We start from the raw sequence: 26930 nt of genomic DNA, 5'->3' as shown, positions 1-26930 counted from the left end.
GGTGAAAACATATATGAATAGTACATCTCCATATTTTGCTTTTTTACGATATTGTCTGGGGAAAAAGAGGAATATGAGTAGAGTGATTGCTGGTATGAACTGGCATGAGCTGTATTCTTTTGCTTCTAAGCAGGCGTTGCTGGGGCTATGTTTTGAGGGTATTGAGAGACTGGGAAAGGAGTATCCTGAGGAGTTGAAGCAGAACCCGATAGGGAGGGAACTGCTGATGACTTGGATGGGTAAGGCGCAACAGATTCGCAGACAGAACATGAAGGTGAATGCTGTGGCTGGTAAGCTCTTCTCGATGCTGAGAGAGGATGGATTGAGGTGCTGCATTCTGAAAGGGCAGGGGAATGCCTTGATGTATCCGAATCCATATTCTCGTACTTCTGGGGATATTGATGTTTGGATTGATGCTAGTAGGGAGAGGATTATGGAGTATGCTCAAAAGAAGTTTGAACTGGGGGATGATATCAGACTGCAGCATCTGGAGACTTCCTTGGATGGTGTGCCTGTAGAGTTGCATTTCTTTCCTTGCTCAATGAATAATCCTATCTATCATGCCAGGTTGCAGAAATGGTTTCGAAGGAATGTGGATCTGCAATGCTCGCATATTGTGGGGTTGCCCGATGGGGCAGGGGATATTGCTATACCAACGACGGCATTCAATGTAATTTATCAGCTGACGCATCTTTATCATCATTTCTTCGATGAAGGGATTGGAATGAGGCAAATCATTGACTATTTTCTTGTAGTCAATGATTTCTCAAAAAATGTATTTTTGAATAATAAATCTTCGAAAATCACCCCGTCCCTCTTTACCCTTAAAGAGGGCTCCACCTCTCACCCCGACCCTCTCACCCTCAGGGGAGAGGGAGGAAACCGCCCTACTCGGTGCTCGGAACCGCTACGCTCTAAGGATGGCGGACCATCAAAGGTCTCGCCAGATTGTGCGGGATGGGACCGCCTTACTATAGAGGGGGATAATTCTGCTGGTTCTACTACTGCTGTTACTTCTTATGCCTCTACAGCTTTAGATGTGGTGCAGAGAGAATTGAAGTATTTGGGATTGTGGAAGTTTGCAGGGGCGGTGATGTATGTGCTGCATGAGGCATTGGGATTACCTGAGGAGAAGATGATAGCTCCGATGGATGAAAAGCGAGGAAAGTTGTTGCTGGCAGAGATTCTTGAGGGCGGCAACTTTGGACGTCACTTCACCAAATATGGCGGGTTTACGCATCAGAGTATGGGGAAGAAGTATTTCCTGAAGATATGGAGAAATATGCATTTCGTAAGATATTATCCTGTTGAGGCTCTAAGTGAGCCAATCTTTAGAACTTGGCATTTCTTTTGGAGAATGAAGAATAAGAAATAACTACTTCTATCACCCAGAGGTTGATGGGGGTATCTTTTCGAAAACCTACCCGTCCTTCCTTACCCTTAAGGAAGGCTCCACCTCTCACCCCGACCCTCTCACCCTCAGGGGAGAGGAAGGAAACCGCTCCTCCTCGTCGCTCAGAACCGCTACGCTCTAAGGTTGGCGGACCATCAAAGGTCTTCGCCATATTTTGCGGGATGGGACCGCCTGGGGAAAAGAGAGTTTATAGTTAACAGTTTATAGTTGGTAGTTTACGGTTGATTTCGTGGTTATTTGCTGATAACATGCAGATTTCTTGTGATTCTCTTGGTGGTTTCGAGAAAAAAGCGTAACTTTGGCGGCAGAATTAAATGTTTAAAAGGAGAAGATTATGGCAATAGATATTAAAGTGATACCGACTCTACGAGGTGAAGAAGCAGCTCGCTTTGTGAAGAGAGCGGAAGAAGTTATGAATAATAATAATCGTGTGGACTTCTCTGCAAAAGTTGCTGAAGCTCGTGCCATTTTGGAAAAAGCGGGTTTTTGATTATGGGGTTCTTATTGGAAAAATGCAAACTTGTGAAATTGGATGATAAGATATTGTCATCTTGTCACCCTTTTACCTGTGGAGATGCTGACCTTGACGACTTCTTTCAGAATGACGCTATGCGTTACAAGAAAGAGTTGTTAGGAAAGACTTATTGTTTTATTTTGGATGAGGATCCTAAGACAATCGTTAGTATGTTTACACTATCAAATGATAGTATTCGAGTGGATGTCATTCCCAATAATCGGGGACGTAAGTTGTCGCAAGACATTCCAAGAGAGAAACGTATGCGTAGATACCCAGGTGTATTGATTGGACGTTTGGGAATTAATGCAGGGTTTCGCAATCATGGTATCGGTACGGAACTTCTTGATTTTATAAAATCATGGTTTATAGATGAGGAAAACAAAACAGGTTGCCGCTTTTTGATTGTTGATGCTTACAATAATGAAGCACCTCTTGGCTTTTACCAAAAGAATGAGTTCCTGTTTTTGTTTTCTACGGAACAGCAAGAAGCGGAAAATCTTGGCTATGACGTAGCAAAGACTTTGCACACTCGTTTGATGTACTATGATTTGAAGAAATTGACTTCAATTGCCTAATATCTGGAAAACACAAAAGGATAAGAATTTAGATTTTTAATTATATACTTTAAGATTGGCAGGGCTTTTGATGAAGCTCTGCCCGTCTTTTTGACTTTTCTTTTTTTGATTTTAAAAAAAGATACCATCTTACTTTTTAACATACTGATAGGTGTCACTGCTTGGAATATAGCAGGGACGCTATATTCATTATATGCTTTTATATGAAGAATATTAAGCTTTTTGATTACCAAGAGGATATGAAGGAACGGATTGAGAAGGCGATGCGCCTTCATCGGTCCGTGATGGCACAAATGCCAACGGGTACGGGAAAAACGGTTCTACTCGCTTCGGTCGTAGAATCGTTTTTGAGGGAACATTCCAATTGCAATGTTTGGATTGTTGCCCATAGAAGGGAGTTGGTTTCTCAGATTCGAGAAACTATTCAAAGAGTTTTTTCGAAACCCCACCCGTCCTCCCTTACCATAAAAGAGGATTTTTCGAACCACCCTGTCAATTCTTCGAAAATCACCCCGTCCCTCTTTACCCTTAAAGAGGGCTCCACCTCTCACCCCGACCCTCTCACCCTCAGGGGAGAGGGAGGAAACCGCCCTACTCGGTGCTCGGAACCGCTTCGCTCTAAGGATGGCGGACCATCAAAGGTCTCGCCAGATTGTGCGGGATGGGACCGCCTGGGTGCTGCTTGCTTGCGGCCTGCTGATGGGCTTGCTGCTACTTGCTTGCGGCCTACTGAGGGACTTGGGGACCGCCTGGGTGAGAGGGGTGGTGATGGGCTTGGTGCCACTTCTGCCTCTTCTGTTAATCCTACTTCTGACATGATGCCGATCAAGGCTGTGTCGTTACAATGGTTGTCGAAACACTATGACGAGATAGAGGAAGAACCGGGGATGATAGTGATTGACGAGGCGCACCATGCCCTTGCCAAGACCTATAAGGAGATGTGGGAGAGATTCCCAAATGCTAAGTTCCTGGGACTGACGGCTACTCCTTGCCGATTGAATGGTAAGGGATTCACGGATTTGTTTGATATCTTGGTGCAGTCGTGGAGTGTTCCTGAGTTTATCAGCAAGGGAAGATTGGCAACATACGATTTCGTGAGCATCAAGTCGGATGGTGTAACGCAACGGCTCATCGACTCCTTGCAGAAGCGAGGGGCAGACGGTGACTACCAAAACAAGGAAATGGATATGTTGCTGAATAAGAAACCGAGCATCGAAAGGCTCTATCGGAGTTTGGAAGAATATGGTAAAGATAGAAAGGGCATCGTGTATGCTATCAATATTAGTCATGCTAATGCTATTGCCGAGTTCTACAGAGAACACGGCATTGCGGCTGTTGCTATTGATAGTAAAACGCCAAGTTCTTTACGAAAAGAACTTATAGAAAGATTCAAAGCTTCTAATAATACTTCTTTTTCGAAAACCCACCCGTCCTCCCTTACCCTTAAGGGAGGCTCCACCGCTTTCCCCAAGCCCCTTTCCCCTCAGGGGACAGGGGATGTAACCGCTCCTCCTCGTCGCTCGGAACCGCTACGCTCTAAGGTTGGCGGACCATCAAAGGTCTCGCCAGATTGTGCGGGATGGGACCGCCTGGGTGCTGCTTGCTTGCGGCCTACAGAGGGACTTGGGGACCGCCTGGGTGCTGCTTGCTTGCGGCCTACAGAGGGACTTGGGGACCGCCTGGGGATGAGTGGAGCATCAAAGGTCTCGCCAGATTGTGCGGGATGGGACCGCCTTACTGATACTTGCTTGCGAGCTGGTGATGGACTGGGGGCTACTTGCTTGCGGGCTGCTGATGGACTTGCTCCTATACAGGTATTGGTGAATGTGGACATCTTCTCGGAGGGATTTGACTGCCCGGATGTGGAGTTTGTACAGTTGGCACGACCAACGTTGTCGCTTGCTAAGTATCTGCAGATGGTGGGACGTGGATTGCGAGTGGCTAAGGGAAAGAAGAACTGCGTAATTATAGATAATGTGGGACTATATCGGGTGTTCGGGTTGCCTTCGCAAGTATGGAACTGGAATGCTATGTTCGAGGGAAAGCTGAAAGTTGGCAAGAGAAAGGAGACTCCGAAGGATAGAGAGTTTTTCCTGATGAACGAGAAGCAAGACGATATTCAGATTCATCCAGACTCAGAAATGATGATGGTGATGAGCCATGAAGAATTGCTCCAAACACTACAGTATCGTGAGTTTGTAGATAGCAAAGGGGTGTTTGCCATCATCAAGCTGCCTGATGGAAAGATGACGGTAGTGAACCGACAAGGAGAACAGGTCTTGGAGCCAGGCGATTACTATGACATGAAGCTGTTGGATGGCAACATCCTGTTCTACCGACCTCGCAGAAAGGCGAAATGCTATTATGACCTGTTGGCAAAAGCTGTCATCGACGATGGCACTAACGTAGCAGAAGCTCCCCATGTTGTCAACATAAAAGGATGGGAGTTTATAGAATATAACGACATCTTCATGTCTCGAACCCAAGAAGATTTTTCTCTGCCCTATCATCCTTCACAATATGATTTTCTGAATTATGGGTACTATATGATATTCAGATTCAGACCTTCTGCTCCCGGTTGTCAGGTATGGTACTATTGTGAGGGTGATGAAGGGAAAATGCGCATGAGCAATGAAGAGAGCAGGAATGTATGTTTCCTACGTAATGATTACGAACATGTGTATTGGTTATGTGCAGTCCTGTATGGTGAACGTATCGTTGTCATGGACAGCAAAGAGGACTACTACCTGGTGGATTCAAATATGAAGAAGACTTATATAGGATGCAATCATCCAAAGAATGAGAAGGAAGATTTGAATTTTGTGATGCCTCGCCTTGGCAAGAAATACTATCATGAGGCGATGTTGCAAAAAAAGGAAATGGAAGCAAACGAGATGCTTCTTTTGCATGAGAAGTCAGAAGCAGGACATGTGGAATTGTATCAGGCAGGAAAGAAATGGGGTGTGAAGGTAGATGGTAAAGTTATCGTGCCACCCCTCTACTGCAGTATAGCGCAACCTGTTGGTGCCTATTGCGCCTTTGAAGAGATTCCCAAACATTGGGGCGTTATGACATTGAAAGGAAAAGTGATTGTTGATGCCAAATATGAGAAGGTGGAGATTCGTGACAATGGAATCGCCGTGGTAACAGGTATCACGGGAAAAACACAGACAATCAAACTTTTAAAGGTAAAAGAGTAAAAAGGTAAAAAAGTAAAAGGGTAAACAGACCGATGTGAACAAGCGTTCATGTCGGTCTGTTTTTTATTTATGTAAATCAGGAAATAAAAAAGCGGAGCGTGATTTCACAACCACACTCCGCGCAAACTTAAACAACCAATAAAAGAAATAGATTGATCGTTCAATTGTTATATCTGATGAAGAGTAGCTCTTGTTAGAGCTTTGTTTTTTTATTTGTCAGAAATATGTCTTATGTTGGAAGACATTGCTGATTAGCGGATGAACAGGAGTTCACGATACTTAGGCAAGGTCCAGAGCTCATCGGCTACAGTCAACTCCAACTTGTCAATCTGATAACGGATTTCCTCCATCTTTGGAGCTACCGTGTCATGATAAGCTATCGCCTTATCGTGTTCATTCTCAATCTTGTTGGCAACCTTGCGGGCATTTACCAACTCCTCAACACCTGTCTCGATGATCTGAGTGCGCTCGGCAATTTTCTTGATGATATTGATGTTACGGGCTGTCAATTTCTTGCCTTCCTCGTCGCCGAAGATATCAATCATGTTCTCCACATTCTTAGCCAACTGGCTCTGATAGTGAGTAGCCACAGGGATGATGTGGTTCATGCTCAAGTCGCCCATTACACGAGCCTCAATCTGAATCTTCTTGGTGTAGGTCTCCCATTTCACCTCGTTACGAGCTTCCAACTCGTTCTTCTTCATGACACCCATATCCTCGAACATCTTGATAGAGGCAGGGTCGAGATAACGCTCGAAAATCTTTGGACAGCTCTTCTCGCAGTCCAGACCACGCTTAGCTGCTTCCTCTACCCACTCATCTGAGTAACCATTGCCGTCGAAACGGATTGGCTTGCAGGTCTTCAAATCCTGACGAACGATATCGATGATGGCAGAAGTCTTGTCCTCACCCTTGGCAATCAACTCATCCACACGCTTCTTGAAGTCGGTCAAAGCCTCGGCTACAGCTGTGTTCAATACAATCATTGCAGATGCACAGTTAGCCTCAGAACCTACGGCACGGAACTCGAAACGATTACCGGTGAAGGCGAATGGAGAAGTACGGTTACGGTCGGTGTTATCAATCATCAACTCTGGTATCTCAGGGATATCCAACTTCATGCCCTGCTTGCCAGCTACGGTGAAGAGATCCTTCTTGTCGGCTTTCTCAATGTGCTCGAGAAGGTCGGTCAACTGCTTGCCGAGGAATGAAGAGATGATTGCTGGAGGTGCCTCGTTGGCGCCCAGACGATGCGCATTGGTTGCACTCATGATAGATGCCTTGAGCAAACCATTGTGCTTGTATACACCCATCAAAGTCTCTGTGATGAAGACTACGAAACGGAGGTTATCCTCTGGTGTCTTGCCAGGACCATGAAGCAGAATGCCTGTATCTGTAGCGAGACTCCAGTTGTTGTGCTTACCGGAACCGTTGATGCCAGCGAATGGCTTCTCATGGAGAAGTACGCGGAAACCGTGATGGCGAGCTACCTTCTTCATCAAGCTCATCAGGAGCATGTTGTGGTCAACGGCAAGGTTGGTCTCCTCGAAGATAGGTGCCAACTCAAACTGGTTTGGTGCTACCTCGTTGTGACGGGTCTTGCAAGGAATACCGAGTTCGAGAGCCTGGATTTCCAAATCCTTCATGAATGCCTGAACACGCTCTGGGATGGCTCCGAAGTAGTGGTCGTCCATCTGCTGGTTCTTGGCAGAATCGTGACCCATCAGGGTGCGACCTGTCAGCATCAGGTCAGGACGTGCTGCATACAAGCTTTCATCTACCAGGAAGTACTCCTGCTCCCAACCGAGATTGGAAATAACTTTCTTGACATCTGGGTTGAAGTAGTGGCAAACCTCTGTTGCTGCTACGTTTACAGCGTGCAATGAACGGAGCAATGGAGCTTTATAGTCGAGAGCCTCACCTGTGTAAGAGATGAAGACGGTAGGGATACAGAGTGTATCGTCGATGATAAATACAGGAGATGTTGGATCCCATGCAGAATAACCGCGAGCCTCGAAGGTAGAGCGGATACCGCCAGATGGGAAAGATGATGCATCAGGCTCCTGCTGAACGAGCAACTTACCTGAAAATTCCTCGATCATACCACCCTTGCCATCATGCTCGATGAAGGCATCGTGCTTCTCGGCAGTACCTTCTGTCAGTGGCTGGAACCAGTGAGTGTAGTGGGTTACGCCATTCTCGTCAGCCCACTGCTTGATGCCTTTGGCTACGGCGTTGGCGATGTTACGGTCGAGACGTGCTCCGTTGTCGATGACGTCTACCAGTTTCTCATAGACATCTGCAGGGAGATACTTGTACATCTTCTGTCGGTTGAATACCTTCTTTCCGAAGAATTCACTTGGTCGCTCGCTAGGAGCGGTTACCTCAACAGGCTTTCTCTTGGAAGCCTCTGAAACAGCTTCAAATCTTAAGTTGCTCATACCTTATATAATTTAAAATTTCTGATTTTCAATGTTTTTATATTCTGTTGGAATGTTTATTTTCCCAGCCACTTGGCAATTCTCTCCATGGCTTCCTTGCAGTCCTCATGCTCGCCGAAGGCGGTGAGTCGGATGTAGCCTTCGCCCGATGGACCGAAGCCGACACCTGGAGTGCAGACTACGCTGGCACCATAAAGCATCTCTTCGAAGAATTTCCAGCTTGGCGTGTTGTTTGGTGTCTTCACCCAGAGATAAGGTGCATTCTCGCCGCCATATACTCTCAAGCCGAGTTTCTGGAGTTCGGCTCTCATGAAGTGGGCATTCTCCATATAGTAATTGATGGTTGCCTTCACCTGTTCCTTACCCTCAGGGGTGTAGATGGCTTCGGCAGCACGCTGGCTGATATAGCTTGTACCATTAAACTTGGTGCACTGGCGGCGGTCCCAGATAGGATTCAATGCCACTTCCTCACCTGCCAATGTCTTTGCCTTCAACTCTTTAGGAACGATGGTGTAACCACAACGCACACCGGTGAATCCGGCAGTCTTCGAATAACTGTGGAATTCTATCGCTACCTTTCTGGCTCCACGAATCTCGTAGATGGAATGAGGAATTGATGGGTCGGTGATATATGCCTCGTAGGCTGCATCATAGAGGATGATGCTCTCGTTCTTGATAGCATAGTTTACCCATTTTCTGAGTTCTTCTTTCGAGATGACCGTACCCGTAGGGTTGTTTGGATAACAGAGATAAATCATGTCCACACGGTGGTCTGGAATCTGAGGGATGAAGTCATCGCTCTCATCGCAAGGCATGTAGGTTACATTGCTCCACTTGCCGTTCTCGAAGATTCCCGCTCTACCTATCATCACGTTAGAGTCTATATAAACCGGATAAATCGGGTCGGTAACGCCGATGTTGTTATCCCATCTCAAAATCTCCTGGATATTTCCCGTATCACTCTTGGCTCCGTCGTTTACGAATACCTCGTTGGCGTCGAGATGAATGCCACGTGGCAGAAAGTCGTTCTTGATGATAGCCTCTCGGAGGAAGTCGTAGCCTCGCTCCGGACCGTAGCCTCTGAAAGAAGCCTGCTCAGCCATCTCATCTACAGCCTTGTGCATCGCCTTGATGACGGCAGGGCAGAGAGGCTGGGTTACATCACCGATGCCCAGACTGATTACACGCTGCTTTGGATGTGCAATCTTGTAGGCGTTCACCTTCTTTGCGATGTCGGCAAACAAGTAGTTGTTGGCCAACTTCAGGAAATGTTCATTAACTAATGCCATATTTTGTTTCTCCTTTTATTTGTGGTCATTATCGACCATTTGTTATTTAAGTTTGCGTTCTCTTTTTAAAATGTTGAGTGTCATGTTGTTTTAATGTTGAGTGTTGAATGTTGAGTGTTGACTTGGTGGGTGCAGTTAAATTCAACATTCAACATTCCACATTCAACACTCCCTATATTAACACTCCAACTGGATTTCTCCTTCGAATGAGAAGGCTGCAGGTCCCGTCATGTAAACATGATCATCAGCCTCGCTATATTCTATTTCCAGCGTTCCGCCATCCATCACGATACTGCTTTTTCTGCCAGCACGCTTGGTAAGGGCTGCGGCTACGGCTGTGGCACAGGCTCCTGTTCCGCAAGCCATTGTTATTCCGCTTCCCCTTTCCCAAACTCGTGTCCTTATGGCGTCTGTGTCAGTTACTTGTGCAAATTCTATGTTGCATCTCTGGGGAAATGCCTTGTCTCTTTCCAGGATTTTACCATAGTGGGCGATGTCGATGGTGTCGATGTCATCCACGAAGGTAACGAAATGCGGATTACCCATGCAAACATAGGTGCCTTCAAATTTTCTGCCGTCAGCTTCGAGCACCGAAGGGCCTATGAATTGCTCGGGATTTTCAAGTTTGGGTTCCAGCATGTCTACTGTTACCGATTCCACAACTTCTTTATTATCCTGAAGATGAAGTTTCAATATCTTGATACCCGAAAGTGTTTCCAGTCGGATGGTGTCCTTTCGGGTCAATCCTTTTTCGTAAAGATACTTACCGATGCATCGGCTTGCATTGCCGCACATCATCGCTTCTGAACCATCGGCGTTGAAGATACGCATCGAATAATCTGCTCTTCTGCTGTCTTGCGGCTTTCCGATGAGAACCAGTCCGTCGCTTCCTATGCCCGTGTGATAAGCACTCCAGGCAATGGCCGCCTTCTCTGGGTCAGGGATGTCGTATTGTTGGGTATCTACATATATATAATCGTTACCCGCTCCCTGCATCTTTGTAAAATGAACTGTTTCTTTCATCTGCGTTGTTCTTTATGTTTGAATACTCTTCTTTTATCTCTCATGTCTTATCTCTTTTGAGATTTGACTTTTTGCTAGTCTTTCGAATATTTCGATGACTATTTGTTTGATTTCGGTTGCAAAGGTACGACGATTTGTTGAAATATGCAAGAAAATAAATGCAGAAATCTTGATTATTTTTCGCTATCTTACAATTTGTATCATAAAATTGCTTTCTGCCTTACAAATTGTAAGGAGAATAGGATAAGCCTCGATAAATTTAAAATATTCGACAAAAAGCAGAAACGAAATGTTTTTATTTTCTTCAAAATACTGACAAAATGTATTAATTTTGCAGCCGAAAATGAACATAGTGTAAAAGAAAGGCTTGATTTGAATAACAACCAATGAAGGTCCGTTTTCGAAAAGAGACAATCAATAGAAGTATTAACACATTATTAATTATTAAAGGATTATGAAGAAGATTGAGGCAATTATCCGCAAGTCTAGATTCGAGGATGTCAAGAAGGCGCTTTTAGCAGCAGACATCGAGTGGTTCTCTTATTATAATGTAAGAGGTGAGGGTAAAATGCGCCAGGCTCGCATTTACCGTGGTGTGATGTATGATACCAGCAGCATCGAACGTGTGCTTCTGAATATTGTGGTTCGTGATAAGAATGTGGAGCCTACCATCGCCGCCATCCAGGGCGCTGCACAGACCGGTGAAGTAGGAGACGGCAGAATCTTCGTGATTCCTGTACTCGATACGGTAAGAATCAGAACCGGCGAACGTGGCGACATCGCATTGTATAACGCTGAGAAAGAGGAATAATTTAAAATGTTGAATGTTAAGTGTTGAATGTTGAATTAGGCATTCTTACTTATCTTTAATAAATATTATTTAGTATTCTAATTTAACTATAAGATATTTTTATGAGCAGTTTATTATTAACTACACTTGATACGGGTAACACAGCGTGGATGATCATGGCAACCATCTTGGTGCTTTTGATGTCAATCCCGGGTATAGCACTTTTTTATGGTGGTTTGGTGCGCCAGAAGAATATTCTCAGCATCCTGATGCAGACGGTTTTCATCGTGGCAGTAGTCAGTCTGATATGGGTAGCCTTCGGTTATTCCTGGGCATTCTCTACAGAATATGCCGATTCGGGCAATCCTCTGGCTTGCGTCATCGGTGGTTTCGATAAATGTTTCCTCCACGGCATCGGCTTGGATGCCATCATGCCAACAGGCATTCCGGAACTCACCTTTGCAATGTTCCAGTGCATGTTCGCCCTCATTACTCCAGCCTTGATTCTCGGTGCTTTTGCCGAGCGCGTGAAGTTCAGCGGATATGTACTTTTCACCATCCTCTGGGTTATCATCGCTTATCTTCCTATGGCTCACTGGGTATGGGGCGGCGGTTTTCTGCAGGAGATGGGAGCCATCGACTTTGCGGGTGGTACCGTAGTTCATATCAATGCCGGTGTAGCCGCTCTGGTCATGGCACTCTGTGTAGGCAAGCGTGATGATTACCGTGCGGGTCATCCTATCACACCTCACAACATCACCTTCGTGTTCATGGGTATGTCATTCCTCTGGTTGGGATGGTTCGGTTTCAATGCCGGTAGCGGATTGGCAGCTGATGGTCTGGCAGCCAACGCCTTCCTCGTAACTCATATCGCAACAGCAGCGGCAGCCACTACCTGGATGCTCATCGACTGGATTGTGAACAAGAAGCCAACTACAGTAGGTGCTTGTACCGGTGCTGTTGCCGGACTGGTAGCCATCACTCCTGCAGCCGGCAGTACCGATATTTTCGGAGCTTTCTGCATCGGTATCATTTCCACCATCGTCTGCTTCTTCATGGTAGCGGTAGTAAAGGAGAAGTTCAAGTATGATGATGCTCTCGATGCCTTTGGTGTGCATGGTATGGGTGGTATTCTGGGATCTATCCTCACCGGTGTCTTCGCCACTCAGTATGTAACAGGAGCCGAAGGTGTACAGGGTGCCCTCTATGGCGACTGGCATCAGCTTTGGGTTCAGGTTGTAGCCACCGTGGTAAGCATCATCTACAGCGTAGTAGTTACCTACATTATCTTCAAGGTTGTAGATAAGAGTGTAGGTGTACGTGTAGACAAGCGAGTAGAAGAGGAAGGTCTCGACATCTACGAGCATGGTGAGAGTGCTTATAGCAACTAAGATAGAGAATGAATATATATATAACACCTTGACTGTATGTTTTGTATGGTCAAGGTGTTTTCTATTATAATAATGTGTAAACCTGATTTTGCCTAAATTCTTCTTGTTATTTTATCATTTGCCTGCTTTTTTATGTTAAATCTTATAAATACTTAGTTACAAAATCAACTCTTTTTCTTATATTTGTCAATAAATTAAAAAGCTGACAATTATGATTAATGAATCATTTTCTATAAGATTGCGGGAAGCGCGACAGATGATGGGGCTCAGCATGGATAAACTCGTAGAGCGAACCAACGGAGCCATCACCAAGCAGAGCATCTCCCGATATGAGAAAGGCATCATGCGCCCTAAGCGTGATGCCCTGCAAGCCATAGCCAAAGCCCTCAATATCAGCGAGGAATATTTCGAAGGAACCAATCTCAAGATAAACATGCCGATGCTCCGCACCACCTCCAGTGGCAAGTTATCCGAAGACGAGTTGCAAGCCCTGGAAGCGAAACTCTCTTTTTGGGCAGAGCAGTATCTAGCCAAGGAGAAAGAAGCGGGTTTCCCTACCCGGTTCAAAAATCCGATAAAAGGTACCGGGATATCAACGCAGGAAGATGCCATCCATGCTGCCGACCTTCTTCGTGAAAAGTGGCATTGCGGTGATGGACCTATCGCCAGTATCCTGAGACTCTTGGAAAGAAAAGGTATCATGATACTTGCTGCTAATCTTCCAGAGTATGTCTTCGGAATGAGCACCTGGGCTGATAAGAAGCATCCGCTGATGATTCTCGATTTCAATCCGGAAAAGAGTAGCGTAGAGAAACTTCGCTTCACGGCAGTTCATGAACTGGCCCATTTGCTTCTCCTCTTCCCGGAAGATAGTCCGCTGAGGCTGGAGAAGCGTTGTGATCTCTTTGCCAGTTTCTTTCTTCTTCCCAAATTGGCGCTTATCGAAGAGTTGGGTTCCAAGAAACGTGAGAAGATAACGCTGGAGGAGATGATCGACATCAAGGAACTGTATGGCGCATCTCTCGCCGCTTCCATTATTACCGCCAGAGATTACGGCATCATCACCACCGAGTATAAACGTGCATGGTATGCCGAGCATATAGAGCCTAATCCTCGTGAAATCAATAATGGACACTATGCATTTCCTGAGACATTGGGAAGGGAGAAGAGAGTCAATTCAATCATCAAAAGTATGGAGGAATAGAATATGCAGAATGAAAGTCAAAATATAGAATATAAGGAATCATGGCGACGTGGTTTCAAGAAGATTGCCGAGGAGTTTGAACGTGCTAGCTTGCCATTGCCAACGATAGAAGAAAATGGAGGTGGCGTGATGGCGATTGTTCAGCGCAAGACGATAGACGAAGTTATCGCAGAGCGTGGCGGGGATGTCGGTGTAAATGTCGGAAACGTGTCGGAAACATGTCGGAAAGCGAACTATCTGAGCGCCAGTTAAATATCATTTCTATGATTAAGGGAAATCCCTTTGTTACGGGTAAGGAAATGTCGGTAACAATGTCGGTAACGCAACGTACCATAGAACGTGACTTGTCTGTATTACAAAAAGCGGGAATAATTAGACATGAAGGAAGAGTGAATGCTGGTGTTTGGGTGATACTCGAACAAGGCAATACGAATTCTTAATAGTGTTAGATATGAAGCAGAATAATAATGAACAAATCGTCTTCGATATGTTCGAAGAGGTTGCAACCGAAAGCATCGCTGAGGCTCGGAATGTGTTCACCTATGAAGAAATTGATGGGTGCTATCAGGAGGCGAAAGAGATTGCCAAGGCTACAAAAGAAGTTTTAAAGACTTTTATTGGTTGATTTTTTTTATATTAATAGTAGTAATGAAGACAAATGCTGATATGGAAAATGTTGATTGTAAATCTACGCTAAAACAAGATACGGAGGGGGCTTTATACATAGCCCATTCCGAAAACTGTTATGGCGAACTGCAAACGATGAAACAGCATAGCGAAGGTGTTGCTCGAATGATGAAGTCGTTCGCTTTATCTGGTGAATATGTTGACGTGTATACATATTGTGGTTTGTTACATGATGTCGGAAAATATAGTAAAGGATTTCAGAAATATATTAGAGCAGAAGGAGAAAAAGAACCTCATGCAAAATGGGGAGCTTATATGGCAAGAATGGATAAGTTAGTCAATGTCGCTTTTCCTGTCTTTGGGCATCATGCAGGATTGCCCAATAGAGATGCTATGTTCGAAACTTTGAACCAATGTGGAAAAGAAGAGAGCAAATGGCTTGATGTACTGTGTTCGTTAAAAGAAGATGGTCTATGTATTCCTCCTTGTGATAATTCTTCTTTTAATAGGATAAAGGAAAATACAACCAAAGAACTGTTTGTACGAATGCTATATAGTTCTCTTGTTGATGCAGATAGTCTTGATACTGAGCGACATTTTGAAAAAGAACAATATGATGCACGCCCGCAGTTATCCCTTGACGTAGATGTGCTTTTAGATGCTTTAGATCATAAGTTGAGTTCTTTTTCTCTTGAATCTTCACTAAACAAGCTCAGAACAGAGGTGAGATTGTATGCACAGAGTCTTGCAGCGCAACCTCAAGGATGCTTCTCTATGACGTTGCCTACTGGTATGGGAAAGACATTGTGTAGTTTGAATTGGGCTCTACATCATGCAAAAGTTCATTCAAATATTAAGCGCATTGTCATAGTCCTGCCTTTTCTTAGCATCATTGATCAAACTGCAAAGGAATTGAAATCAATTTTCAAGGACCATGATGTTATATTAGAGCATCACTCAAATGTTATCTATGAAGGAAAAGAAAGTGAAGAAGAAGAGTTTTATTGCAAAGACCCAAAACAATTAGCGACAGAAAACTGGGATTATCCCATTGTCGTTACAACGACAGTGCAGTTTTTTGAGTCTCTCTTTTCGAACCAGCGATCGAAATGTAGGAAAATGCATAATCTGCAGGATTCAATTGTCATATTTGACGAGATACAAACATTACCAGTTCATCTGGCAGAATGTACAATGAAGATACTGAACGATATGTTGCATCTGTGCCGTTGTAGTATTTTGTTTTGCACTGCTACGCAACCGAACTTTCAAACCCGTGCTGACTTTAAAGGTATTGACCGTATAGTGCCATTGGTTGAGAATCCTACGGCCATATTTGCTGCCACGAAAAGAGTTGAATATTATCCGATTGCTGACTACGAAGTCCAATCAATGGATAGTATAGCACAAAAAGTTTGTGAAGAAAAAGAGCCTGTTCTCATTGTATGCAATACCAAGAAGAAAGCTAAGGCTCTGTTTGATATTATAAAAGAAAAAGGCAATATGCAGGTTCTTCACCTATCAACAAACATGTGCCAGAAGCATAGAATGGCTGTTATTGATAAGGTCAAAAGTAAACTTAAAAATGGAGAGAAATTGATACTGTGTTCTACCCAACTAATAGAGGCAGGCGTAGATATAGATTTCCCTATAGTATTTCGTGAACTTGCACCATTGGAATCTATTATCCAATCGGCAGGAAGGTGCAATAGAGAGGGTAAGCTTGAAAAAGGCAAAGTGTTTTTGTTTCAGTTAGAGGAAAAAGGACAACCTTCTGCTGAGTATAAAACTTTCACTCAATTTGCTCAGTTATGTTATCACAATAATGAAAATCGATTAACTGATGCAGATTTCTATGCAGAATACTATACGGATATAGTTAAGCTATATGCACCTGAGGACATCATAACTCCTAAACGTGAAAAATTGATGTTTCAGGATGTAGCAGATAAATATCATATTATTGATAGTAGTGCGACCTCATTGTTCGTGTATAGATATAACGAGGAAAGCTTGCAACTGTATAAAGAGATTACTAGTAAAGAATATCTTTCTCGAAAAGATTATCAGCAAATAGCACAATACTGTGTGCAAGTGTATAGCAAGTTTGAACGTGACAATTCCGATAAGATAGCAGAAACTACAAATGGAGTAAAAGTTTGGAGTGGTGCTTATTCGGAAGAATTTGGATTAAGTAACGAAGAAGAAATATTTTGCATATGATAGATAGTAATATTGTAAAAGTAAGGGTAAAAGGAGATTATGCCTGTTTTACTCAACCTGCGCTTAAAGTGGAGCGCATGACATATCCATGTATGACTCCGTCTGCAGCAAGAGGCATATTGGAATGCATCCTTTGGAAACCAGAGTTTCAATGGGTTGTTAAAAGTATCAAGATATTGAAGCCGATATCATTCTCTTCAATTAAGAGAAATGAAATCAGCTCCATACAAAGTGGTACGCCTATTGACATACTTGATATGAACAAACGTTGCCAGAGAAATAGCATCGTTTTGCGAGATGTTGAGTACATTATAGAGGCCGTTATTTATATGTCAGAAGATAATATTCAAAAGGTCAAAAACAGAGATAAAAAAGAAGGAAGAACAGCTTGTGAACCAATAGTCAAATATCGTGAGATGTTTAACCGACGTTTGAAAAAGGGTCAATGTTGGCATCAGCCTTATTTGGGTACTCGTGAGTTTTCCTGTGATTTCTTCCCTGTTACACAAGAGGATTTGGATAAAGCGACAGAGCTTAACCTGACCTATCCTATAGGTAGTCTTTTGTTTGATATTTGGTACGATAAGGATCATAATGCGACTCCAATCTATATGACAAATGCTGTTATAAAGAATAGCACGCTTGTGTGTCCTGATGAACTGAATGAAAAGATGCTTTCGACATCTCATGTACGTGCAAAGCAAGAAGACTCAGTTAATCGCATATTGTTCGACTTTAATAGAAAGGAGGAATTATGTTCGCAGAATTAGTAGAATTAGGCAAAAGAGTTTACAATGGTCACGATGCTTTAGGTACAGAAAAATGTAGTTGGGATATTGTCATTGATAGTGAGGGCAATTTCAAACAGTTGATTTCTTGTGATATAATGATTGAGGCAGAAAAACTATCAGCTAAAAAGGGGAAAGCTAGGTTGTTGCTTGATAAGCCTGAAGAAACTTTGTTGGGATACCATACACCTATAAGTGGTTCTACTACTTTAACAGAAGTAGAGAAGAAATTTGAGCGATATTTCAACAAGCTTGAGGAATATAAATCTATTCAAGAGTTAGCTCCTGTTTTTTTATTTTATAGTAAACCACAGGAGGTAAGGAAAGCTATTGATGCATTCAAAGATAAAAAAAGCGGAAATATGACCTTTATGCTTGAAGAAACCCATATCCGCTTTGTTTCTTTACAATGCGTTTATGATGCTATAAAAAAGAAATATGAGAAGGGGTTGAGTGAACGGAACAATGGCAATCGTTTATGTGCAATTTGTGGTTCTAACAAATATCCAATATTAGATGAGTCGCATGGTTCTGTAAAATTACCAAAAGGTCAGAAGGCAGGAAGTATGTTGGTTTCATATAATACCAATGCTTTTGAATCTTACAGCTTGAAAGGTAATCTCAATTCTGGCATTTGTACAAACTGTGCAAGAAACTATATAGAAGCTCTTAAGTTCCTTACTACAAATGGAATCGAAACACTCAATTCTAAGGAGGAAAAAGAGTTCAAATATACTAATCGGCAAAAGATTAGTGACGATACTATTGCCTTGTTTTGGACAAAGGTGCCTGATGATAATATCGACCCATGGTCTGATATTTGCCAACCTACAGTTGAAAGAATAAAAAAAATGTTTTCTTCTGTAGCTACTGGTGATTCTCTTCGAGCAGGAATGGAAATTGACAACTATTTCTACTGTTGTACCTTGTCCTCTGCTGCAGCTCGAATAGCTGTAAGGGATTGGCTGGCTATTAGTGTTTCTCAATATCAGAATAACTTAAAGCAATGGTTTGAAGATATTGCAACTATAAAAAATGGTGAAGTGTACTATCCTGGCATAAACTCCATTCTTTATAATTGCATAAAGAAGAAAGCTAAGCCTACACAGAGTGATTTCAAGGCTAAAGCTCGTATTGGAACCATATTATGGTATGCAGCTCTAACAAATACACCGTTGCCGTTGATGATACTTCAAAGTGTATTAAGTCAAATAGAGCATGACAAGGCTAAATATGGTTGCTTTAGTGAGGAGAAATCAACTGTTATTCGATTAGTTTTAAATAGAAACAATAAAAACAAATATAATATGAAGAATGAATTAGATGAACAAAATGCCAGTAAGGCATATCTGTGTGGACGTTTGTTTGCCTTAATCTGCAAATTGCAGTTTAAGGCGCAAGGTGAAGTGAATAGTTCTATTAAGGATAGATTTTTTGCATCTGCATCAAATACACCTGCGCGAATTATGGGCATTCTCTTGACAAAATATGTACCAGTTTATGAGAAGAAAACCAAAGGAGCATACAGTAAATCCATTACTGAGATTGCTGCTCGAATTGGTCACTTCCCAAATAAGTTTTCTATAGTGGAACGTGGAGAGTTTGCTTTGGGATATTATTACCAATATAACACAAATTCAAACAAAATGAACAATGATAATAATAATTTTAACAATTAATTAATATGGAAGCAATAAAGAATCGTTATGAGTTCGTTTTCCTCTTTGACGTTAAAGATGGAAATCCAAATGGTGACCCAGATTTCGACAACATGCCTCGTACAGACGAAGAGACTGATCAGGGGTTGGTGTCAGATGTGTGTATCAAGCGCAAAGTACGTAATTATATTCACTTGCTCAAGGGGCTTAAGACTCCGTATGATATTTTCATCAGAGAGGGCAATATTTTGAATTCTCTGATTCAAGAGAAGAGAGATGAGGCAGACAAGACTAATGATGAAGAAAAGAAAGCTGTCAAATCTGGTAGACAGGCAATGTGTGCACAATACTTTGATATTCGTACTTTTGGTGCAGTTATGAGTACTGGTGAAGAGAAAGCCGAAGAGGAAGATATTGAAGAGAAGGGAAAAAAGAAAAAAGCAAATAGTAAGAAGAAGATAAAGGGACTTGGTGTTGTGCGCGGTCCTGTTCAGTTTACTTTTGCTCGTTCTATTAATCCTATTTTCTCAAAATCAAATTCACTTACTCGTTGTTGTATTACAAAGGAGAGTGATGAGAGTAAGAATAATACTTTTGGTAATAAATATACTGTAAGTTATGGACTTTATCGTATGCATGGTTTTATCTCTGCTACAGATGCAGCAAAGACAGGCTTCTCTGAAGAAGATAAAGAACTTTTGTTTCAGGCTCTTATCAATGCATTTGAGAATGATCATTCTGCAGCAAGAGGAGAGATGAATCCAAGAGCTTTGATTGTTTTCAAGCACGATTCTCCTTTAGGTAACGCTAGAGCTGGTCAATTATTTGATCTTGTTCAAGTAAAACTCATCGGGGAAGTAGATTTCCCACGTTCATTTGGCGATTATGAAGTTACGGTACCTTCCCAAGAGGAGTTGGATGAGAAATATCCTGGTGTAACAGTTGAAGAATTGATTTAGTATCATCATGTATACTGAAGACGAAATGCTCATGCTGTCGGGGATACAGCACTTTATGTTCTGCCCCCGACAATGGGCTTTGATTCATATCGAGCAACAATGGGAAGAAAATAAACTGACGACAGAAGGGCAGATTCTACACAAGAATGTAGATAATCCCTTCTATCGTCAGAAAAATGGTGATGTTATCACGCTTCGTTCCCTTCATATAGCCTCTAAAGAATTAGGACTATATGGTGTAACTGATGCTGTAGAACTTATTCCTGCTGATTCATCAGAAGATGCTATAACTCATAATCGTTACAAAGGATATTGGAAACCATACCCTGTGGAGTATAAAAGAGGTCATCATAAGCCTGATGAAAGAGATGAAGTACAATTGGCTGCCCAGGCAATGTGTCTTGAAGAAATGTATGGTATACATATTCCATACGGTGCATTGTATTATGATGAAGTAAAACATAGAGAAGCAGTCTCTATTTCTGAATCATTAAGAAGTACGACTGTTCAATGTGCCCGTCAGATGCATGAGGTATTTAAAAGCGGTATCTTGCCAAAAGCTAACAAACAGCACCATTGCAAGAATTGTTCTCTGGTAAATCTCTGTATGCCAGAAATGAGTGATTGTACTCTTGTATCAACCTATTTAAACAAAAATCTATATGAGGATATTACTTAATACATTATACGTGACCACACCTGAAGCCTATCTAAGTAAAGATGGGTTGAATGTTGTGATATCTGTGAAGCAAAACGAGATATTCCGTATTCCTATCCATAATATAGAGCAAATTATTACTTTTGGTTATATGGGGGCAAGTCCAGGATTGATGAAACTGTGTGCAGATAATAATGTTTCTCTAACCTTCCTTTCACCACAAGGAAGATATATCAGCCGTTCGCAAGGCCCGACTAGGGGAAACGTTTTGCTGAGAAAAGCACAATATAAGAATTCTGATGAACCTAACTATGCTCTTCATCTCAGTAAACTTTTCATAGGAGGAAAAATCCAAAACTATCGTAATATCTTGCGTCGTTTTATTAGAGACAATGGAGATGATGAGGCTATAGAACGTGTTTGCGAGGAACTGCTTCGGTGCAAAAGAAGAGTTTTGAATGCTGAATCTATAGATAGTGTGAGAGGAATAGAAGGAGAAGCTGCCACTGCTTATTTTGGTGTATTCTCACATCTTCTTCTAAATCAGAAAGAAGATTTTGTATTTGAAGGTCGCAATCGTCGACCACCAAAAGATGCGATTAATGCGATGTTATCTTTCGTATATACTCTTATATGTAATGATATGGCATCGGCTTTGGAGACTGTTGGCTTAGACCCATACGTAGGGTTTATGCATACTTTAAGACCAGGGCGTGCATCTTTATCTTTGGATATGATGGAGGAGCTGCGAGCATATTTGGGTGATAGATTGGTTCTATCTTTAATCAACAGAAAACAGATTACCATCAAAGATTTCATCAAGCAGGGTGACGAAGGTATCGTCATGACAGACTCGGGGCGTAAGATTATATTGTCTGCTTGGCAAAACAGAAAGAAGGAGCAGATTATTCATCCTTATTTAAATGAAAAGGTAAGTATAGGTCTTCTTCCTTATGTTCAAGCAATGTTGTTGGCGAGATTCATTCGTAAGGATATTGGTGATTATCCAGTATTTTTAATCAAGTAGTGTATGTTTGTATTGATTACTTATGATGTAAACATTACCTCGGCTCATGGTGCGAAACGTTTACGCAATGTAGCAAGGGCGTGTTTGAATTACGGAAAGAGAGTTCAAAACTCTGTTTTTGAGTGTATTTTGACGGAATCTCAGTTTTTCGTATTGAGGGACCAGTTAAAAGGGATTATTGATACTGAACAAGATAGTATTAGGTTCTATATTCTTGGGAAAAATTGGAAACGTAAAGTTGAGACTTTGGGTAAGGATATGGGGCTTGACTTTACTGGTGAGCTTATCATTTAATGTATGAGGGTGCGAACCTATAGTATTGCAAAATAACCTATAGTTTCGCACCTTCTTAAAATCAGTGACTTACAAATATTATGCCTTTTATAATATTTTACGTATAATTATTTTGCCATCTTTCGCAAAATAATTATCTTTGCATCATGATATTCAGCTATTTGCTGAATATGCAGTCACATCCTTCGTGGGTGTGTGGATTGAAACTTCGAACTGCGCACGGAAATTAGACGTATCAATCGTCACATCCTTCGTGGGTGTGTGGATTGAAACTTCTGTATCTCAAATGTATAAACATGTTTATCAGGTCACATCCTTCGTGGGTGTGTGGATTGAAACGTCCATTCTCTATGTATGGCTTACCTTATTCTAAAGTCACATCCTTCGTGGGTGTGTGGATTGAAACATGTTGTATCTCCTCATAAACGGGAGGTACATAGTCACATCCTTCGTGGGTGTGTGGATTGAAACCGGTATTGACCGTAATTTGTTTAAGACTGACGCGTCACATCCTTCGTGGGTGTGTGGATTGAAACAACTTACAAATTTTTCTACTATTGATACTGCTAGGTCACATCCTTCGTGGGTGTGTGGATTGAAACTCTACACTCGATGGTAAGCAAATTACTAAAGACCGTCACATCCTTCGTGGGGGTGTGGATTGAAACACCGATAATGTAGTAACGTATCTTTTCATGAAAAGTCACATCCTTCGTGGGTGTGTGGATTGAAACCACATGTGATTTTGCATTTGTAGTATCAGGTAGAAGTCACATCCTTCGTGGGTGTGTGGATTGAAACGTCTCAGAGGGTCGAGAACCATCTGCACACCATAGTCACATCCTTCGTGGGTGTGTGGATTGAAACTCCTTTCGCCAGGGTTTAGTACATGCACCCACCTGTCACATCCTTCGTGGGTGTGTGGATTGAAACGCAAGGCAGCGCAAAGGCTACTCAGTTGTACGAGTCACATCCTTCGTGGGTGTGTGGATTGAAACAGCATTTTGTATGCTGCGCCCACGGTGGTCATGAGTCACATCCTTCGTGGGTGTGTGGATTGAAACAAGTTAATTTGAGTAAACTCAATGATGATTTTATTGTCACATCCTTCGTGGGTGTGTGGATTGAAACGGAATATTGTCAAGCTACGAAAGATTAAGTAATGTCACATCCTTCGTGGGTGTGTGGATTGAAACAGCTTATCACCTTTTAAACCGGTAAGAGACGGACGTCACATCCTTCGTGGGTGTGTGGATTGAAACTCCTTATATCGCATCTGGTCGTAGTACTGGTTGATGTCACATCCTTCGTGGGTGTGTGGATTGAAACGTTAATTTTGAAAGAGCCCAAAGCTGGGTTTTTACGTCACATCCTTCGTGGGTGTGTGGATTGAAACTGATAAACAGTCCGGTTATGAGGATATTGCACTGTCACATCCTTCGTGGGTGTGTGGATTGAAACATCATAAGGCTTTAAATTTTTAGAGCGGACAAAACGTCACATCCTTCGTGGGTGTGTGGATTGAAACTGTGATGACGAACGAATTGCCGGAGATATGCCAAGTCACATCCTTCGTGGGTGTGTGGATTGAAACCAAATTTTGGAAATACTGAATCATATTTTGATAAGTCACATCCTTCGTGGGTGTGTGGATTGAAACGTCACAGAAAGCACCTCTTGAGAACGATAATACGTCACACCCTTCGTGGGTGTGTGGATTGAAACTGTCCGAAACGCCCCTTACCATAACGGCGCAAACGTCACACCCTTCGTGGGTGTGTGGATTGAAACCTTTTATCTATTGCAAAGGTACGAATTTTCTCGCGTCACACCCTTCGTGGGTGTGTGGATTGAAACAGAAAACAGATTTTATTTTCTGAGCCCACTTGAAAAAGTCATTTTTACGAAAACGTGCCATTGATTGTCAATAAGTTACAATGACAAAAAATATGATTCGGGACTTTTTTAAGTGGACTCAGTTTAGTATTATACCGCAATCTCTAGTTATAAGTGTTCAGAATGTGTCTCCTCCTGCCACAGCATTCGTCTCCTCCGGTCACTGCATTCGACTCCTTCAGCTATCGCACTCGTCTCCTCCGGTCACTGCATTCGACTCCTTCAGCTATTGCATTCGTCTCCTTCAGCTATCGCATTCGACTCCTTCAGTTATCGCATTCGACTCCATCAGCCACTGCATTCGTCTCCTTCAGCCACTGCATTCGACTCCTTCAGCTAATGCAGCCGTCTCATTCTGTTAACTCAGTCGTCTCCTTCAGCCACCGCAGCCGTATGTGTCAACTCAATGAAGTAGATGAACTCGTGAAATGAAGTAGATGAAGTCGTGAAATGAAGTGGATGAGTTCGCATAATGAAGTTCATGATTTCGGCACAATTGCCAATACATGCGAATGGTAAAGCAAAAAGTGGTTTGCTCCTACCTTTATGATTCTTATACGAAAATGTTTTTCTATTCTTATTGCCACATCTATCACCAATGCATTTAACTCTCTGATTATAAATGAATAATGCGTGGCAGTAAGCGGTATTTCTGTTGCCACCTAATGCCACGCATTGCCACACTCTTTTTATGAGGGAATGAGATGGAAAGTGAGTAGGTTATTTCCTAACTACCAGATACTCAGTGCCAAACCTTGTTCTTCGGTTCTTTAAACCTTCTATATTCTGAAGCTCTCTGCCCAATTTCTGTATACTCGAAACCTGGAGAGAAGAGCCGAATTTCTGCTTCAAAATGTCGAAAATGGCGGCTGCCATCAGATATTCGCCATTTTCCGGGGTACTTGCAGGCTCGAAAACCTGCAGAAAACATTGCTTGATAGGGGAAAACTGCTCAAATTGTCTGTTATGTTGCATGATGATTGCGGTTTCCTTGGCGTCGAAATAGGATTTTTCGCCACGCTCCAAAGCTTGCATCGCTTGCGCATAAAGTTGCTCATAGTTCAGTCTGCCACTCACATCGATAGGTCCCGTCAGTTCTACTCCCAAGAAACGGCGGTTGCCGGATGGGTCGGAAAGAATATCTGTCATGTTGCTCGTGGCGATGAAGGAGGCCAGACGAGGGAATTCCTGTACATGACTTCCGTATGGCGGCTTGATTTTCACCGTAGGCAACTGCAGCAGATTCTTCAGAAATCCCTGCTGCACCTGTGGTGAAATCTGATTGAACTCATCGAGATTGATGAGCAGAAATTGTGACATTGCCTGCAATACCTGACGCTTTTCTGAGAGAATCATATTGTCGGTAAAGCCCCACGACAGTTCGGTAGGGATGAGACGGCGGCAGAAGGTGCTCTTGTTGTAACCTTGCTTGGAAATGAGCAGCGGCATGGTACTGTTGCCATATTGACGGCGATACATGCCGCGCCACTGGTCAACCATTCCCAGAAACCAGGTGTAAAACCAGTCTTCCCAATGAGGATTGTTGGTGGGTACGGTTCGTGCCAGGGCACGGATGCGGTCCTTGCCGTCCCATTTTCCCAGACAGTCATAGAGATAGGACTCTATTGGGCTGTAGTTTCTGATGCGGTCTGACTCTAGAAAATTCCTTACATCCTTGATGCTTACGTGGATGTCGGCTATCTGAACATCCAGCGTCATGCTTTTCTGCACACGGGCATCCACCGGTCTGAAATCGCCAACCCATGAATTGTTCGGGCGGTATTCGGTATATTTCATCACGGTATTGTAACGGAACTGGTACCGGCTCTCCAGGTATCTGATCATCTGCAGAATTTCGGCACGGCCCTTTCTGCCTGAGGCTGATTTCTCCGTCTTCCTGTCTTTGGAATGGGTATCGTAAGCGGTGCCCACTATCTGGCGGAGTTTCTCTTCTGTCACATGTCCCCAGTTGTTGCGGCGGATATGAATGAAAGCTTCTTCTTCGCTGAGGCCCATGTTGCAGAGCTTGATGGCGATGGCTGAGAAACCGGCAAGGAACCGGTCTTCATCGTTCTGCCATGAGATGTTGGCTTTTTTCATCTCTTCCTTCGTCTCTTCTGCTGCCTTGCGGTAAAGAAACTCATAGTCATCGTATGTTTTCAAATCGTCTACATTCTTAGGGGCTGAGGCTACCTTCTTCATGTTTTGGGAGATGCGCATCGCCACAGCCTTGCTGTTATAATAAGGAGAGGCATCCAGTGTAAGCATGAAGTTGGATGCCAATGATGGTTTTTCGGGTTTGATGGCTGCCTGTACCTGCGACTGGTAGAGTGTCTTTGCCTGTTCGTAGGCAGACTGGTAGAGTAAGTCTGCGTCGGCTTCTTTTGTCGGGATTTTTCCTTCTTCGTTGCAGACGCTTACGAGCACGATGAGGCTTCTGCCATCGGCTCCTTCGAAGGCAGCGAAGGTCATCGGCAGCAGACTGACCGTCTTCTTGACGGCATCTTTTTCCTGGTCCGACATGAGGTTGATGAAGTGGAGCATCACCAGTCCGTTTGATTTCTGGAAGACGAGATTGCCGCTTTCATCCTTGTTGAATTCTGCGGCTGGATAAACGTGCTGCCATTCCTTGATGCCTTTGTAGTACTGGTAGTCGGCCTCCATGAGTGGCACACTCATTCTGAAATTGGTGACACTCAGCTTGGCATCATCTTTAGCGATGCGCTCCAGAAACCGTTCTACGGTTTTCGAACTGACCATCAACTTGTTCTGCTTGTTGATTCTTGTAATAGTAAACTTCATATTTCTGCTAATTTGTTGATAGGGTGATACTTATGATTGCCGATGGTTTTGCCCAGCTTTGCCCGAAGCGTTGGGTAAATGTGCCCGGCTAAGCCGGTCATTCGTGAACATCGTGTTGGTCATCCGTGCTCAATTGAAGCAATAGCTCCATGAG

General features: G+C 43.0%; 22 protein-coding genes and 1 CRISPR repeat array. Of the genes, 17 read left to right on the top strand and 5 right to left on the bottom strand.

Going from position 1 to position 26930, the window contains the following annotated elements:
- The first annotated feature begins 73 nt into the window (after positions 1 to 73).
- The gene (locus DWV53_RS09165; RefSeq protein ID WP_181992461.1) at positions 74 to 1375 is read left to right on the top strand and encodes a nucleotidyltransferase family protein; all 1302 of its coding nucleotides are present in this window, start codon (positions 74 to 76) and stop codon (positions 1373 to 1375) included.
- Here DWV53_RS09165 and DWV53_RS15765 read toward each other — a convergent pair.
- The gene (locus DWV53_RS15765) at positions 1332 to 1565 is read right to left on the bottom strand and encodes a hypothetical protein (protein ID WP_181992460.1); all 234 of its coding nucleotides are present in this window, start codon (positions 1563 to 1565) and stop codon (positions 1332 to 1334) included. The two genes, DWV53_RS09165 and DWV53_RS15765, sit on opposite strands and share 44 nt — an antisense overlap.
- Before the next feature lie 183 nt (positions 1566 to 1748).
- Between DWV53_RS15765 and DWV53_RS15760 the strand changes: the two genes are divergently transcribed.
- The 3 genes from DWV53_RS15760 to DWV53_RS09150 all read left to right on the top strand — a co-directional run bounded on the left by DWV53_RS15760 (position 1749) and on the right by DWV53_RS09150 (position 5706).
- Positions 1749 to 1904 carry a hypothetical protein gene (locus DWV53_RS15760; RefSeq protein WP_006849444.1) on the top strand — a complete coding sequence of 52 codons (156 nt, stop codon included), beginning with the start codon at positions 1749 to 1751 and terminating at the stop codon, positions 1902 to 1904.
- Positions 1905 to 1936: 32 nt separating this feature from the next.
- The gene (locus tag DWV53_RS09155) at positions 1937 to 2506 is read left to right on the top strand and encodes a GNAT family N-acetyltransferase (RefSeq protein WP_259318953.1); all 570 of its coding nucleotides are present in this window, start codon (positions 1937 to 1939) and stop codon (positions 2504 to 2506) included.
- A gap of 203 nt (positions 2507 to 2709) precedes the next feature.
- Positions 2710 to 5706, top strand: coding sequence for a DEAD/DEAH box helicase family protein (locus DWV53_RS09150; RefSeq protein WP_118153066.1), 2997 nt, complete (start codon positions 2710 to 2712; stop codon positions 5704 to 5706).
- Positions 5707 to 5957: 251 nt separating this feature from the next.
- On the opposite strand, the gene DWV53_RS09145 is transcribed toward DWV53_RS09150, so the two are convergent.
- From DWV53_RS09145 to dapF, 3 genes are all read right to left on the bottom strand, one after another.
- Positions 5958 to 8147, bottom strand: a complete 2190-nt coding sequence (locus DWV53_RS09145) for a glutamine synthetase III family protein (protein WP_006849499.1) — start codon at positions 8145 to 8147, stop codon at positions 5958 to 5960.
- Between the two features lie 56 nt (positions 8148 to 8203).
- Positions 8204 to 9436, bottom strand: coding sequence for an LL-diaminopimelate aminotransferase (locus DWV53_RS09140; RefSeq protein ID WP_022120371.1), 1233 nt, complete (start codon positions 9434 to 9436; stop codon positions 8204 to 8206).
- A gap of 177 nt (positions 9437 to 9613) precedes the next feature.
- Positions 9614 to 10459, bottom strand: coding sequence for a diaminopimelate epimerase (gene dapF, locus DWV53_RS09135; protein WP_118153064.1), 846 nt, complete (start codon positions 10457 to 10459; stop codon positions 9614 to 9616).
- Positions 10460 to 10913: 454 nt separating this feature from the next.
- Between dapF and DWV53_RS09125 the strand changes: the two genes are divergently transcribed.
- The 13 genes from DWV53_RS09125 to cas2 all read left to right on the top strand — a co-directional run bounded on the left by DWV53_RS09125 (position 10914) and on the right by cas2 (position 22078).
- Positions 10914 to 11270 (top strand): P-II family nitrogen regulator, encoded by a 357-nt coding sequence (locus DWV53_RS09125; RefSeq protein WP_006849503.1) that lies wholly within the window; start codon positions 10914 to 10916, stop codon positions 11268 to 11270.
- A gap of 101 nt (positions 11271 to 11371) precedes the next feature.
- Complete coding sequence (locus DWV53_RS09120) at positions 11372 to 12640, top strand: ammonium transporter (RefSeq protein ID WP_117728404.1); 1269 nt, start codon at positions 11372 to 11374, stop codon at positions 12638 to 12640.
- Between the two features lie 211 nt (positions 12641 to 12851).
- Positions 12852 to 13844 carry a helix-turn-helix domain-containing protein gene (locus DWV53_RS09115; protein WP_118153060.1) on the top strand — a complete coding sequence of 331 codons (993 nt, stop codon included), beginning with the start codon at positions 12852 to 12854 and terminating at the stop codon, positions 13842 to 13844.
- A gap of 3 nt (positions 13845 to 13847) precedes the next feature.
- Positions 13848 to 14096, top strand: a complete 249-nt coding sequence (locus DWV53_RS09110) for a hypothetical protein (protein ID WP_118153058.1) — start codon at positions 13848 to 13850, stop codon at positions 14094 to 14096.
- Positions 14063 to 14284: an HTH domain-containing protein gene (locus DWV53_RS16390; RefSeq protein WP_118153056.1), complete on the top strand. Its 222-nt coding sequence runs from the start codon at positions 14063 to 14065 to the stop codon at positions 14282 to 14284. Before DWV53_RS09110 ends, DWV53_RS16390 begins: the two co-directional genes overlap by 34 nt.
- An 11-nt stretch (positions 14285 to 14295) precedes the next feature.
- The gene (locus tag DWV53_RS15755; RefSeq protein ID WP_181992458.1) at positions 14296 to 14469 is read left to right on the top strand and encodes a hypothetical protein; all 174 of its coding nucleotides are present in this window, start codon (positions 14296 to 14298) and stop codon (positions 14467 to 14469) included.
- Positions 14470 to 14492: 23 nt separating this feature from the next.
- Complete coding sequence (gene cas3, locus DWV53_RS09100) at positions 14493 to 16694, top strand: CRISPR-associated helicase Cas3' (protein WP_259318952.1); 2202 nt, start codon at positions 14493 to 14495, stop codon at positions 16692 to 16694.
- Positions 16691 to 17464 carry a type I-C CRISPR-associated protein Cas5c gene (cas5c, locus tag DWV53_RS09095; protein ID WP_118153054.1) on the top strand — a complete coding sequence of 258 codons (774 nt, stop codon included), beginning with the start codon at positions 16691 to 16693 and terminating at the stop codon, positions 17462 to 17464. Before cas3 ends, cas5c begins: the two co-directional genes overlap by 4 nt.
- Complete coding sequence (cas8c, locus tag DWV53_RS09090; protein ID WP_118153052.1) at positions 17449 to 19161, top strand: type I-C CRISPR-associated protein Cas8c/Csd1; 1713 nt, start codon at positions 17449 to 17451, stop codon at positions 19159 to 19161. Before cas5c ends, cas8c begins: the two co-directional genes overlap by 16 nt.
- A gap of 5 nt (positions 19162 to 19166) precedes the next feature.
- Positions 19167 to 20099, top strand: coding sequence for a type I-C CRISPR-associated protein Cas7/Csd2 (gene cas7c / locus DWV53_RS09085; RefSeq protein WP_118153050.1), 933 nt, complete (start codon positions 19167 to 19169; stop codon positions 20097 to 20099).
- A 7-nt stretch (positions 20100 to 20106) separates the two neighbouring features.
- Positions 20107 to 20778: a CRISPR-associated protein Cas4 gene (gene cas4 / locus DWV53_RS09080; protein WP_118153048.1), complete on the top strand. Its 672-nt coding sequence runs from the start codon at positions 20107 to 20109 to the stop codon at positions 20776 to 20778.
- Positions 20762 to 21784: a type I-C CRISPR-associated endonuclease Cas1c gene (gene cas1c, locus DWV53_RS09075; protein WP_118153046.1), complete on the top strand. Its 1023-nt coding sequence runs from the start codon at positions 20762 to 20764 to the stop codon at positions 21782 to 21784. Before cas4 ends, cas1c begins: the two co-directional genes overlap by 17 nt.
- A 3-nt stretch (positions 21785 to 21787) precedes the next feature.
- The gene (cas2, locus tag DWV53_RS09070) at positions 21788 to 22078 is read left to right on the top strand and encodes a CRISPR-associated endonuclease Cas2 (protein ID WP_118153044.1); all 291 of its coding nucleotides are present in this window, start codon (positions 21788 to 21790) and stop codon (positions 22076 to 22078) included.
- Positions 22079 to 22253: 175 nt separating this feature from the next.
- A CRISPR array of direct repeats spans positions 22254 to 23935; the repeat unit is 32 nt; unit sequence GTCACATCCTTCGTGGGTGTGTGGATTGAAAC.
- A gap of 759 nt (positions 23936 to 24694) precedes the next feature.
- On the opposite strand, the gene DWV53_RS09065 is transcribed toward cas2, so the two are convergent.
- Positions 24695 to 26776, bottom strand: a complete 2082-nt coding sequence (locus tag DWV53_RS09065) for a VapE domain-containing protein (protein WP_118153042.1) — start codon at positions 26774 to 26776, stop codon at positions 24695 to 24697.
- Between the last annotated feature and the right edge of the window lie 154 nt (positions 26777 to 26930).

The organism is Segatella copri (assembly GCF_003465495.1).
Taxonomy (GTDB): Bacteria; Bacteroidota; Bacteroidia; order Bacteroidales; family Bacteroidaceae; genus Prevotella; species Prevotella copri_G.
Note: the sequence above shows the minus strand (reverse complement) of the source record. Positions and strands in the feature narration are given on the sequence as shown.